The sequence below is a fragment of the Streptomyces sp. NPDC005899 genome, assembly GCF_040629645.1.
GTDB lineage: Bacteria > Actinomycetota > Actinomycetes > Streptomycetales > Streptomycetaceae > Streptomyces.
Genome location: NZ_JBEXWB010000192.1, coordinates 1 through 11,945 on the forward strand (window position 1 = coordinate 1; position 11,945 = coordinate 11,945).

The window sequence follows — 11,945 nt, forward strand, 5'->3', positions numbered from 1 at the left end:
GGACCGCCGTAGGCGCGGGGGGGCGCCGAGGGGGGTGCGGCGGGTGGCGCCGAGGGGGGCGTGGCGGGGGGCTGCTTCGCCAGCGGGTCGGCGGGCGGCGGGGTGGGGGCACCGAAACCGCCGGGAGGCGGGTCCTGGGGTGCTCCGAATCCGCCCTGGGGCGGGTCGTTCGGCGGCTGGGTCATGGGGTGCGTACCTCTGGGGTGTCCGGGGAGGAGGGGGTGCGTGTGCGGGGGTGCGTGGGCGTCACTTGCCGAAGGCCATCATCGTCGTCTGCTCCTTCTCCTCCTCGTCGTTGCTCGCGCTGACGCGCGTGCTGACGACGAAGGAGCGGCCGCCCGCGTAGAGGGTCGTGGAGCTGAAGAAGTTCTCGATCCGCGTCGTCGAGTCCGGGTGCTGGAGAAGCACCTTGGGGGAGCCGCCGGTGGGTGCGATGGTCGCGATCGCCCCGCCCTTGTCGTACGAGGGCTCGAGGTAGACCAGGACACCGCCGCCCTCCGTGCCCAGCGGCTTCATGGTGCGCTCGGCGGGGGCCGGGGCCTTCCACTTGGGCTTGCCGGTGTTCAGGTCGAAGGCAATGACCTTGTTGGTGCGGCCGGTGCCGCTCGTGTCGTCCTCGGTCATCATGTAGAAGGTGTTGGCGTCGGCGGCGACGCCGGTGCAGCCCTCGAGCTTCTCGCCGAAGACCGCGAAGTCGTGGCCGCAGTCGACGGAGAACTTGTCCTCCTTGCCACCGACCAGCTGGGAGCGGAGCGTGCCGTTCTCCCTCAGGGCGAGGATGGACCACTTCTTCTCCTCGGACTGGGTCAGCGAGACGACGAGCGGGCTGACCGAGTAGACCTTGTCGACCTCCCAGCCGCGCTTGGGCGTGTACGTCCACTTGGCCTTCCCGGTGAGGGGGTCGATCTCCTGGACCTGGTGCTGCGGGTTGTCCAGGTCGCTGGTACGGCAGCTGGACGCGGCGATCAGCTTGGCCCCGCCGGCGAACGCGAAGGGCTGGCAGTTGCCGGACGGCTTGCCGAACAGCTCCTTGCCGTCGCTGACCCGGTAGGCGCTGGAGTTGCCGGTCCGGCCGACGGTCACGGTGTCGCCGCTGATCGCCAGGCCGATGTCGGACATCAGGTCCCAGGCGCCGTTCTTCTTGACCGACTTCTTCCAGCCGGCCTTGCCGGTGTTGAGGTCGATCAACTGGAGCTCGGAGCAGTCGGCCTTGTCCGTGGTGCCGCTCTCCACACCGATGACGATCTTGCCGTCGGCGGTGGGCGTCCCGGGGGCCGCGCACATGTCGGCGGGCAGCGGCAGCGTCCACTTCTCCTTGCCGTCGGCCACGGAGTAGCCGACCACCGAGCGGTACATGCCCTTGACGAGTGTGTCGCCGACGATCCACGGACCGTACACGTCCGCGCCGTTGCGAGGCAGGTCCACGCCGTTCTTCGTGAGCCAGAGGACCTTGGCCTCACCGGCCTTGCGCCCGGCGTTCAGGTCGTCGTCCGCCTCCCGGCCGCCGCCGGTGCCGTCCCCCTCGTCGACCGTGGGCGAGGTGCTGGGCTTCGTGTCCCCGGAGCTGGACGCGGCGACCGGCTTCTTGTCGTCACCGTCGCCACCGCTGACCGCGAAGAAGACACCGCCGCCGATGACGAGCAGGGCCGCGAGCGCGGCGCCGATGACGACGGCCGGCTTGCCCTTGAAGGGGCCGCCGCCCGAACCGCCGGGGACGGGCGCGCCCGGGAACTGCTGCTGCGGGTAGCCGTGGCCGGGCTGCGCCGGGCCGCCGTACGGGCCGGGCTGCTGCTGGCCGTAGGGACCGGGCTGCTGCCCGTACGGGCCGGGCTGCGCACCGTAGGGGCCGGGCTGCTGCGCGTACGGGCCGGATGCCTGGGGGTAGCCGTACCCGGGCTGTCCGGCCGGCGGCTGCGGATAGCCGTACCCGGGCTGGCTGGGCGGTACGGGCGGCATCTGCGGCGGGGCCGCCGGGGGAGGCGGTCCCTGGGGAGGCTGTCCCTGGGGAGGCTGTCCCTGGGGAGGCTGGGGAGTTCCCTGCGGTTCCTGCGGAGCCCCGAAGCCCCCCTGCGGCGGTTGCTGGCTGGGCGGCTGGGTCATCAGCACGTCCCCCTTCGTGCGGTCCGGTGCCCGTTCCGGTCTCCCCCGCGATTCCGCCGGGCATCCAGAGGAGCGGGCACGTGGCATCTCGGACGGACACGTGACATCTCTGAATTCCCTCCGGAAAGGAGCGAATCGGGCATGGCTTCCGCGGTGTGACGACAGTCGAGCGGGGCTTCTTTGTACCACCCGTGGTACATCGAACACCGGATCGGTCCACCCCCTGTTCCCAAGGGAGAACCGGCCCGTGATGCCCTCGTTACGCGGCTCCCGGGGCCGTGACGCACCGGATGCGCACCAACTCACTCCGGTGCGAACGGACTTCGCCGGGCACCTCGCCGGTCCGCCACCGTCGGCCCTTCCCCGCCGGGCGTGCGGGCCCGGGCAGCGGGCCGTCCGCCGCCCGCCGGCTGTTGTGGTGTCACCGGCGGGTGCGTGTGGCCGGGTTGCTGCCGGCCGTACCAGCCGGGGTGCCGCGCGCAGGGACCCGGCCGCGGACCGCAGTGGCCCGGTGCGGGCGAGGGCGGGCCGGAGCCCGGCGGGGGCGGCAGGGGCGTCCCCGTGGCCGGATCGCAGGGAGCGCCGAAGCCTCCCTGCGGTGGCTGCCCATGCCCACCGGGCGGCCGGGGCGTCGACGCGTCCCGCTTCGTGCGCTCCGGGCAGGTGCCGGACCGGGCAGCGCCTTTCCACCATCCGCCCCTCAGGCACCGGCCGTCACGTGGTGGGCCTCACGCCTCCTCGGCCAGCTCCAGCCAGCGCATCTCCAACTCGTCCCGCTGGGCCACCAGTTCGCGCAGCTCGGCGTCGAGCTCGGCGACCTTCTCGAAGTCCGTGGCGTGGTCGGCGATCTGCGTGTGGAGCGCCGTCTCCCTCGTCGAGACCTTGTCGAGCTGCCGCTCGACCTTCCGCAGCTCCTTCTTCGCGGCGCGCGCCACCTGGGAGGAGACCGCGGCCTCGGCCGGTGCGGCCTTCGGAGCGGCGGACGCGGCAGCGGAGGCGGGCGTCGCCGCCGCCTCCATCTGCTGCCTGCGCTCCAGGTACTCGTCGATGCCGCGCGGCAGCATCCGCAGCGACCGGTCGCCCAGGAGAGCCATCACCCGGTCCGTGGTCCGCTCGATGAAGAACCGGTCGTGGGAGATCACGATCATCGACCCGGGCCAGCCGTCGAGGAGGTCCTCCAACTGGGTCAGGGTCTCGATGTCCAGGTCGTTCGTCGGCTCGTCGAGGAAGAGGACGTTGGGCTCGTCCATCAGCAGCCGCAGGATCTGCAGCCGCCGCCGCTCGCCACCGGACAGGTCGCCGACCGGCGTCCACTGCTTCTCCTTGGTGAAGCCGAACTGCTCGCAGAGCTGGCCGGCGGTCATCTCCCGCCCCTTGCCGAGGTCGACACGGTCACGCACCTGCTGGACGGCTTCGAGCACGCGCAGGTTCGGCTTGAGCTCGGCGACCTCCTGGGAGAGGTAGGCCAGCTTGACCGTCCTGCCGACGACGATCTTGCCGGCGGCGGGCTGTACGTCGCCCTGCGTGCGGGACGCCTCGGCGAGGGCACGCAGCAGCGAGGTCTTGCCCGCCCCGTTCACCCCGACCAGGCCGACGCGGTCACCGGGGCCGAGCTGCCACGTCAGGTGGGTCAGCAGCGTCTTGGGCCCGGCCTGGACGGTGACGTCCTCCAGGTCGAAGACGGTCTTGCCGAGCCGGGCGTTCGCGAACTTCATCAGCTCGCTGGTGTCGCGCGGCGGCGGCACGTCCGCGATCAGCTCGTTGGCGGCCTCGATGCGGTAACGCGGCTTGGACGTACGGGCGGGGGCGCCGCGCCGCAGCCAGGCCAGCTCCTTGCGCACGAGGTTCTGGCGCTTGGACTCCTCGGTCGCGGCGATCCGCTCCCGCTCGGCCCGCGCGAAGACGTAGTCGCTGTAGCCGCCCTCGTACTCGTGGACCGTGCCGCGCTGGACGTCCCACATGCGGGTGCACACCTGGTCGAGGAACCACCGGTCGTGGGTCACGCACACGAGCGCGGAGCGCCGGGTCCGCAGGTGCCCGGCCAGCCAGGAGATGCCCTCGACGTCGAGGTGGTTGGTGGGCTCGTCGAGCACGATCAGGTCCTGCTCGGCGATGAGGAGCTTCGCCAGTGCGATCCGGCGCCGTTCGCCGCCGGAGAGCGGGGCGATCACGGTGTCCAGGCCGTGCTCGAAGCCGGGCAGGGCGAGCCCGCCGAAGAGCCCGGTCAGCACGTCGCGGATCTTGGAGCTGCCCGCCCACTCGTGGTCGGCGAGGTCACCGATGACCTCGTGCCGGATGGTGGCCTCGGGGTCCAGCGAGTCGTGCTGGGTGAGGACACCGAGACGCAGCCCGCCGTTGTGGGTGACCCGGCCGGTGTCGGCCTCCTCCAGCTTGGCGAGCATCCGGATGAGCGTCGTCTTGCCGTCGCCGTTGCGGCCGACGACACCGATCCGGTCGCCCTCGGACACCCCGAGGGATACACCGTCGAGCAGGGCACGGGTTCCGTACACCTTGCTGACCTGCTCGACATTGACCAGATTGACGGCCATTTCACTCCTGCCTCGGGGATCCCTGCGTCGGGGACCGCTCGACGTCCCAGGGTAGTCGCCACGCGGGGTGCGATAGCGTGCGGCGATCGATCATGGGGCGTAACCCCAGGTCGCAGCGGTTCGGAACATCTCCGGGGTGGGGAAATCATGGTGGTTGGCGCGGTGCGTGCCGCAGGTGCGGCGGTCCTGTCGGTGCTGGTGGCGGTGACGTCGGCCGGCTGTTCCTCGCCGTCGAGCGGTGCGACGGGCACGGACACGGGTAAGAACGGGGACAGCGCGCCCGCGAAGTCCGCCGGGGCCACCCCCGTGAGGAGAGGCGGCACCCTGGGTGGCGCGGGGTCGGCCTGCGAGCTGCCGGTCACCTTCGCTCTGGCGGCGGACTGGAAGCCCGAGGCCGTCAGGGTGGAGCCCGGCTCCGACCTGGCCGCGCTGGCCGAGCAGGGCCCCGTCACGATGGTCTGCGAGATCGACGCCAAGCCGGCGGGGAACATCGGCTACCTCCGGGTGTGGCGGGGGAAACCGTCGTCCGACGGCTCACGCGAGGTGCTGGAGGCTTTCGTGGCGGCCGACCCGGGCGCGACCGAGGCCACGTACACCGAGGTCCCGGCCGGCACGCTGACCGCCACCGAGGTCGGTTACACCGTGGACGGCGAACTGCTGGACGAGCCGAAGACCGAGCACGCCTTCGCGGTCACGACGCCCGACGGTCCCGTGGTGGTGCACCTCGGCGGCCTGGACTCCGGGGAGCACGAGGCGATGCTCCCCGCGTACGAGCTGGCGCGGACGACCCTGCGGCTGGGGTGACGCCGCGTCCGCCCAGGGCCGCGTCCCCCGCTCCCGCACCGGGGCCGACGGCCGCCGCGAGGGCGGCGACCGCGGTCACCGCCCGGCACGCTCGACCAGCGGCCGGTCCCGGGTCGGCCGCGGTCGTCCCGGCCGGTTCTCGTACGTGTGATCCCGTGCGCCCACCATCGTGCCGGGCCCCGCGGCGGTGGCAGCGGGCTCGTACTCAACTCCCGCCCAAGCAGCGGGCGTCAGAGGACGGTGGCGCCCGCCGCGGGGGACGTCGCCACCCGGGCATCACGGCAGGTGCCCGAGGTCAGCAGCGCGTCGGCCACCTTCCGCGCCGACTCCTCGCCGTCGGTCAGGAACGCGGTGGTCGGCCCGGAGCCCGAGACCAGTGCGGCCAGGGCTCCCGCGGCGGTGCCCGCCGCGAGGGTGTCGGCCAGCGAGGGACGCAGCGACAGCGCGGCGGCCTGGAGGTCGTTGCTCAGGGCGTCCGCGAGCGCGGCGGTGTCCCCGGTGCGCAGCGCGGCGAGCAACGCGGCCGACGCGGTGGGCTCGGGCACCTGCGTCCCGGCGGTGAGACGGTCGAACTCGCCGTACACGGCCGGCGTGGAGAGCCCGCCGTCGGCGACGGCGAAGACCCAGTGGAAGGTGCCGCCCACCTCGGCCGGGGTCAGCCGCTCGCCGCGGCCGACGCCCAGTGCCGCCCCGCCGGTCAGGCTGAACGGCACGTCGCTGCCCAGTTCCGCGCACAGGGCGAGGAGTTCCTCCCGGCCGGCGCCCGTGCCCCAGAGGGCGTCGCAGGCCAGCAGGGCGGCCGCGCCGTCGGCGCTGCCGCCCGCCATCCCGCCGGCGACGGGGATGTCCTTGGCGATGTGGAGGTGCACGTCGGGTGCGATGCCGTGCCGTTCGGCGAGGGCGATCGCGGCGCGGGCCGCGAGGTTCGTCGCGTCCAGCGGGACGAGCCCGGCGTCCGGTCCGGAGCAGGTCACGCGCAGGGCGTCGGCGGGCGTGGCGGTGACCTCGTCGTACATGCCGACGGCGAGGAAGACGTTGGCCAGGTCGTGGAAGCCGTCCGGGCGCGCGGCACCAACGGCGAGCTGCACGTTGACCTTGGCGGGGACGCGGACGGTGACACTGCGGGTCATGCGGAGGGCTCCGGCTTGTTCTCGGCGATGGCGGCGAACTCCTCGACGGTCAGCGACTCACCGCGGGCCTGCGGCGGGATCCCCGCCGCGACCAGGGCCGCCTCGGCGGCGGGAGCCGAGCCCGCCCAGCCGGCGAGGGCCGCGCGCAGCGTCTTGCGGCGCTGGGCGAAGGCGGCGTCCACGACGGCGAAGACCTGGGCCCTGCTCGCGGTGGTGCGGATCGGCTCCGTACGCCGCACCAGGGACACCAGCCCCGAGTCGACGTTCGGCGCCGGCCAGAACACCGTGCGGCCGATGGAGCCGGCGCGCTTCACCTCGGCGTACCAGTTGGCCTTGACCGACGGCACGCCGTAGACCTTGTTCCCGGGCCTGGCGGCCAGCCGGTCGGCCACCTCCGCCTGCACCATCACCAGCGTCCGCTCGATGGACGGGAAGCGCTCCAGCATGGTCAGCAGGACCGGCACGGCGACGTTGTACGGAAGGTTGGCGACCAGCGCGGTCGGCGCCGGGCCGGGCAGCTCGGTCACCAGCATCGCGTCCGAGTGGACCAGGGCGAAGCGGTCGGCACGCTCCGGCAGCCGGGCGGCGACCGTGGCCGGCAGGGCGCCCGCGAGGACGTCGTCGATCTCCACGGCGACGACGCGGTCGGCCGACTCCAGCAGGGCCAGGGTCAGCGAGCCGAGCCCGGGCCCGATCTCGACCACCACGTCGTCGGGCCGCACCTCGGCGGTCCGGACGATCCTGCGGACCGTGTTGGCGTCGATGACGAAGTTCTGGCCGCGCTGCTTCGTGGGGCGTACGCCCAGCGCTGCGGCCAGCTCGCGGATGTCTGCGGGGCCCAGGAGGGCGTCGGGCTCTGTGGTGCTCACCCGTCAAGCCTACGGCCGCCGCGGAGCCCGGGGCCCGCGGCCCGCCACCGGCCCCGGGCACCGTGCCTCCGGGTCCCGGGCCGGCGGCCCCCGGCCCCGGACCGGCACGGGGAGTGACGGACGTCCCGGGTCAGAAGCCGAACGCCCGCGCGGTGTTGTCGTAGATCGCGGCGGCCAGTGTGTCCTCGTCGGTGCCCCGCACCGCGGCCATCGCGCGGAGCGTCACCGGAATGAGGTAGGGGGCGTTGGGCCGTCCGCGGAACGGCGTGGGCGTGAGGAAGGGGGCGTCCGTCTCCACGAGGAGGAGTTCGGTGGGGACGACGGCCAGCGCGTCGCGCAGCGGCTGGGCGTTCTTGAAGGTGACGTTGCCCGCGAAGGACATGAAGTACCCGGCCGCCGCGCAGACCCGCGCCATTTCGGCGTCCCCGGAGTAGCAGTGGAAGACGGTCCGTTCGGGGGCACCCGCGTCGGCGAGCACGCGCAGGACGTCGGCGTGGGCGTCCCGGTCGTGGATGACCAGGGCCTTGCCGTGCCGCTTGGCGATCTCGATGTGGGCCCGGAAGGACTCCTCCTGGGCGGCCATGCCCTCGGGACCCGTACGGAAGTGGTCGAGGCCCGTCTCACCGACACCCCGTACGTGACCGAGCGCGGCCAGGGCGTCGATCTCGGCGAGCGCCTCGTGCAGCGCCGCGGTCCCGCCCGGCTCCCTCGCCCCGTGGCCCGGCCGGCCCTCCGGGTCCCCGTGCACGAGGCGCGGCGCCTCGTTGGGGTGCAGGGCGACGGACGCGTGCACGGACGGGTGCGCGGCCGCCGTCTCGGCGGCCCAGTGCGAACCCTTCACGTCGCAGCCCACCTGGACGACGGTGGTCACGTTGACCGCCGCGGCCCGGGCGAGGCCCTCCTCGACGCTTGCGTCCTGCATGTCGAGGTGGGTGTGCGAATCGGCGACCGGGACACGGAGGGGTTCGGGCAGCGGCGGGGCGTCGGTTCGGCTCATGCCCCGACTCTACGAGGGCCGGGCGCCGGCATCACCGCCGGTGGAAGGGGTGCAGCAGATCGGACAGGTGCCAGTGGCGCGGGGCCGGCGCCGCGGCGGGTGCGGCCGCCACCGGGTCGACGGGTGCCTGCCGCCGCACGCCGTCCTGCTGGTGGAGCAGCCGCTGCACGGTCGAGACACGTCCGGACCGCATGATCCGCACGACGTGTGCGCCGCAGTTCCGGCAGGTCGGGGCGGACAGTGGCGAGGGCACGCGTTCCCCGTCCGCCGTGTACACCACGAAAGCCCGGCCGGAGCCGTCGACGTGGTGCTCTATCTCGTAGGCCTGTTCCCATCCGTGCCCGCACCTCATGCATGCGAAGGCGTACGCCTCGTGCACCGTGGTCGCTGCGGTCTCACCCATGGCTGCTCCTCCGTCCGCGGGACAAGCACTCCGGACGGCGCCGACGGGCGCTCCGGAACATGCCTCCCACCCTCAAGTGGACGCCTTTCCCGCTGCCGGCGCACCGGGCCTGCCGAGTGTTGGAACGCTCTTGGCCGATCCGTGGCCCAGGGGCGCGCCACACGGCTCCCGCTTTACGTTTCAGGCCGGTCCTTTGCCCTCCTAAGGGCCGGTCCGAGCCGCGTTCTTTGCCGCGACCACCGCATCGAAGACCTCGCGCTTGGGAAGGCCCGCGTCGGCGGCGACGGCCGCGATGGCCTCCTTGCGCCGCTCCCCCGCCTCCTCGCGCACCAGCACCCTGCGTACCAGCTCGGCGGCGTCGAGTCCCTCGTCGCCGGAGGCGGTCGCGCCCTCGACCACGACGGTGATCTCACCGCGCACACCCTCGGCGGCCCAGGCGGCGAGATCGGCCAGCGGGCCGCGCTTCACCTCCTCGTACGTCTTGGTCAGCTCCCGGCACACCGCCGCCCTGCGGTCCGCGCCGAACACCTCGGCCATCGCGGCCAGAGTGTCGTCCAGGCGGTGGGGCGCCTCGAAGAAGACCATCGTGCGCCGCTCGTCCGCCACCTCCCGCAGCTTCCCGAGGCGCTCGCCCGCCTTGCGCGGCAGGAAGCCCTCGAAGCAGAAGCGGTCCACGGGCAGGGCCGACAGCGCGAGCGCGGTCAGCACGGCCGACGGGCCCGGTACGGCGGTGACCTTGATGTCCTTCTCCACGGCGGCGGCGACGAGACGGTAGCCGGGGTCGGAGACGGACGGCATCCCCGCGTCGGTGACGAGCAGGACGCGCGCGCCGCCCGTCAGCGCCTCCACCAGTTCCGGCGTCCGTGCCGACTCGTTGCCCTCGAAGTAGGAGACGACACGCCCCGTCGTGTGAATGCCCAGGGCCTGGGTGAGCCGGCGCAGCCGCCTGGTGTCCTCGGCGGCCACCACGTCGGCCGTCTCCAGTTCGGCGGCGAGGCGCGGCGGGGCGTCCGCCACATCGCCGATGGGGGTTCCTGCGAGTACGAGCGTTCCAGTCGTTCCAGTCACATCGGCCATCCTCCCAGCCCGGGCGGCGCCCCTCGCACAGATGCGTTCCCTACGATGGCGCGGTGACGAGTACAGCGCCCGAGGCCCGGCAGGGCGACGACGCCGGGGATCCCGACCGGGCCCGGCCGCCTTCCTGGCAGCAGCGGCTGCGCCGCTTCGGCCATTCCCCACGGCCGGAGACGGGGCTGCGCGAACGCCTGGACCCGCCCTACACCCGCCCCGGACGCCAGTTCTGGGACGTGCTCGCCGTGCCGCCGGACCTCGCGGACCGCCTGGTCCGCCGGGCCGCCTGGGGCGGGCCGCTGCTGGTGGCGCTGGTCGCCGGAGTGCTGCGGTTCTGGAACCTCGGCAGTCCCGAGGCGGTGATATTCGACGAGACGTACTACGCCAAGGACGCCTGGGCGCTGATCAACCAGGGGTACGAGGGGTCGTGGCCCAAGGACGTCGACAAGCTGATCCTCCGGGACCCCGGCGCCGTGGACGTCCCGGTGGACCCGGGCTACGTCGTCCACCCACCGGTCGGGAAGTGGGTCATCGGCCTGGGCGAGCAGCTGTTCGGGTTCACGCCGTTCGGCTGGCGCTTCATGGTGGCGCTGCTGGGCACCGTGTCCGTGCTGATGCTGTGCCGCATCGGCCGGCGCCTCTTCCGCTCCACGTTCCTCGGCTGCCTGGCGGGCACCCTGCTGGCCGTCGACGGCCTGCACTTCGTCATGAGCCGTACGGCGCTGCTCGACCTGGTGCTCATGTTCTTCGTCCTCGCGGCCTTCGGCTGCCTGCTCGTGGACCGGGACCGGGCCCGCCGCACACTGGCCGCCGCCCTGCCGGTCGACGAGGACGGCGTGCTGCGCCCGGACGCCCACGTCGCGGAGGGGCTCCGGCTGGGCCCGCGTCCCTGGCGGATCGCCGCCGGGCTGATGCTCGGCCTGGCCTTCGCCACGAAGTGGAACGGGCTCTACATCCTGGCCGCCTTCGGGGTGATGGCGGTGCTGTGGGACGCCGGCGCACGGCGCACGGCGGGTGCGGCGCAGCCGTACCGCGCCGTCGTGCTGCGGGACCTGCTGCCCGCCTTCGTCTCCACGGTGCCGGTGGCGATCGGCACGTACCTGGCCTCGTGGACCGGCTGGATCGTCACGGACAAGGGGTACTACCGCGACTGGGCGGCCACCGCGGGCAAGGGCGGCAGCTGGACCTGGCTGCCCGACTGGCTGCGCAGCCTGTGGCACTACGAGAACCAGGTGTACGAGTTCCACGTGGGCCTGACCTCCGGGCACACCTACCAGTCGAACCCGTGGAGCTGGATCGTCCTGGGCCGCCCGGTCTCCTACTTCTACGAGGAGAAGGCGGGCTGCACCGCCTCGGAGACCGGCAAGTGCGCCCGCGAGGTCCTGGCCATCGGTACACCGTTGCTGTGGTGGGCGGGATGCGCGGCGCTGCTGTACGTGCTGTGGCGCTGGTTCTTCCGCCGTGACTGGCGGGCCGGCGCGATCGCCTGCGGTGTCGCGGCGGGCTGGGTGCCCTGGTTCTTCTACCAGGAGCGGACGATCTTCCTCTTCTACGCGGTCGTGTTCGTGCCCTTCCTGTGCCTGGCGGTCACCATGATGATCGGCGCCCTGCTGGGCCCGGCGGCCGGCACGGGCACCCGGCACGAGGTCGGCCCGGCCACCGCCGACCCCACGGGGGAACGCAGACGCACGCTGGGTGCGATCGCCGCGGGTGTGCTGGTGCTGCTGATCGTCTGGAACTTCGTCTACTTCTGGCCGATCTACACGGGCACGTCGATCCCGGAGGACGCCTGGCGCGACCGGATGTGGCTGGACAGCTGGGTGTAGCTGGGCTGACACCCCATGAGGGTCCGGCTCGGCGCCGGGCCCTCGTGGTCGTCCGCGGTCACCGAAGGGCCGGCGCGCGCCGGTCGTCGGCGCCGCGGCAGCCGACGAGGCCGGCCCGCCGGCTTCGCCAAGGACACGTAAAAGACGGGGGAGCGAGGTCGGGCACTAGAGCGGCCGGTCACCCGAAAATGTAGCG

9 protein-coding genes and 1 pseudogene are annotated in these 11,945 nt (G+C 73.1%); 2 read left to right on the forward strand and 8 right to left on the reverse strand.

All coding sequences use genetic code 11. The annotated features are described in order from the left end of the window. The 3 genes and pseudogenes from ABZ371_RS20670 to ABZ371_RS20680 form a co-directional block, all read right to left on the reverse strand. A pseudogene (locus ABZ371_RS20670) lies at positions 1 to 185 on the reverse strand (hypothetical protein); the annotation flags it as partial. Between the two features lie 61 nt (positions 186 to 246). Beyond that, positions 247 to 2,100, reverse strand: coding sequence for a PQQ-binding-like beta-propeller repeat protein (locus tag ABZ371_RS20675; protein WP_358681627.1), 1,854 nt, complete (start codon positions 2,098 to 2,100; stop codon positions 247 to 249). Positions 2,101 to 2,828: 728 nt separating this feature from the next. Then, positions 2,829 to 4,649 carry an ABC-F family ATP-binding cassette domain-containing protein gene (locus ABZ371_RS20680; protein ID WP_358681630.1) on the reverse strand — a complete coding sequence of 607 codons (1,821 nt, stop codon included), beginning with the start codon at positions 4,647 to 4,649 and terminating at the stop codon, positions 2,829 to 2,831. Between the two features lie 147 nt (positions 4,650 to 4,796). Between ABZ371_RS20680 and ABZ371_RS20685 the strand changes: the two genes are divergently transcribed. Continuing rightward, complete coding sequence (locus ABZ371_RS20685) at positions 4,797 to 5,453, forward strand: lipoprotein (protein ID WP_358681633.1); 657 nt, start codon at positions 4,797 to 4,799, stop codon at positions 5,451 to 5,453. 230 nt (positions 5,454 to 5,683) lie between these two features. Here ABZ371_RS20685 and ABZ371_RS20690 read toward each other — a convergent pair whose 3' ends face one another. The 5 genes from ABZ371_RS20690 to rsmI all read right to left on the reverse strand — a co-directional run bounded on the left by ABZ371_RS20690 (position 5,684) and on the right by rsmI (position 9,929). Then, positions 5,684 to 6,583, reverse strand: coding sequence for a 4-(cytidine 5'-diphospho)-2-C-methyl-D-erythritol kinase (locus ABZ371_RS20690; RefSeq protein WP_358681635.1), 900 nt, complete (start codon positions 6,581 to 6,583; stop codon positions 5,684 to 5,686). Beyond that, on the reverse strand, positions 6,580 to 7,452 hold the full coding sequence (gene rsmA, locus ABZ371_RS20695; RefSeq protein WP_358681638.1) for a 16S rRNA (adenine(1518)-N(6)/adenine(1519)-N(6))-dimethyltransferase RsmA: 873 nt from the start codon (positions 7,450 to 7,452) through the stop codon (positions 6,580 to 6,582). Before rsmA ends, ABZ371_RS20690 begins: the two co-directional genes overlap by 4 nt. A gap of 130 nt (positions 7,453 to 7,582) precedes the next feature. Next, complete coding sequence (locus ABZ371_RS20700; protein WP_358681641.1) at positions 7,583 to 8,449, reverse strand: TatD family hydrolase; 867 nt, start codon at positions 8,447 to 8,449, stop codon at positions 7,583 to 7,585. A 31-nt stretch (positions 8,450 to 8,480) separates the two neighbouring features. Then, the gene (locus ABZ371_RS20705) at positions 8,481 to 8,852 is read right to left on the reverse strand and encodes a hypothetical protein (protein WP_358681644.1); all 372 of its coding nucleotides are present in this window, start codon (positions 8,850 to 8,852) and stop codon (positions 8,481 to 8,483) included. A gap of 201 nt (positions 8,853 to 9,053) precedes the next feature. Next, positions 9,054 to 9,929 carry a 16S rRNA (cytidine(1402)-2'-O)-methyltransferase gene (rsmI, locus tag ABZ371_RS20710; RefSeq protein ID WP_358681647.1) on the reverse strand — a complete coding sequence of 292 codons (876 nt, stop codon included), beginning with the start codon at positions 9,927 to 9,929 and terminating at the stop codon, positions 9,054 to 9,056. Between the two features lie 53 nt (positions 9,930 to 9,982). On the opposite strand from rsmI, the gene ABZ371_RS20715 reads away from it, so the two are divergent. Beyond that, positions 9,983 to 11,749, forward strand: a complete 1,767-nt coding sequence (locus tag ABZ371_RS20715; RefSeq protein WP_358681650.1) for a phospholipid carrier-dependent glycosyltransferase — start codon at positions 9,983 to 9,985, stop codon at positions 11,747 to 11,749. Positions 11,750 to 11,945: the final 196 nt, after the last annotated feature.

What these genes read in the sequence shown, in the direction of transcription:
- ABZ371_RS20675 (WP_358681627.1), bottom strand. Translation starts at nt 2,100, where the DNA reads ATGACCCAGCCGCCCAGCCAGCAACCGCCGCAGGGGGGCTTCGGGGCT.
- ABZ371_RS20680 (WP_358681630.1), bottom strand. Translation starts at nt 4,649, where the DNA reads ATGGCCGTCAATCTGGTCAATGTCGAGCAGGTCAGCAAGGTGTACGGA.
- ABZ371_RS20685 (WP_358681633.1), top strand. Translation starts at nt 4,797, where the DNA reads ATGGTGGTTGGCGCGGTGCGTGCCGCAGGTGCGGCGGTCCTGTCGGTG.
- ABZ371_RS20690 (WP_358681635.1), bottom strand. Translation starts at nt 6,583, where the DNA reads ATGACCCGCAGTGTCACCGTCCGCGTCCCCGCCAAGGTCAACGTGCAG.
- ABZ371_RS20700 (WP_358681641.1), bottom strand. Translation starts at nt 8,449, where the DNA reads ATGAGCCGAACCGACGCCCCGCCGCTGCCCGAACCCCTCCGTGTCCCG.
- ABZ371_RS20705 (WP_358681644.1), bottom strand. Translation starts at nt 8,852, where the DNA reads ATGGGTGAGACCGCAGCGACCACGGTGCACGAGGCGTACGCCTTCGCA.
- rsmI (WP_358681647.1), bottom strand. Translation starts at nt 9,929, where the DNA reads ATGGCCGATGTGACTGGAACGACTGGAACGCTCGTACTCGCAGGAACC.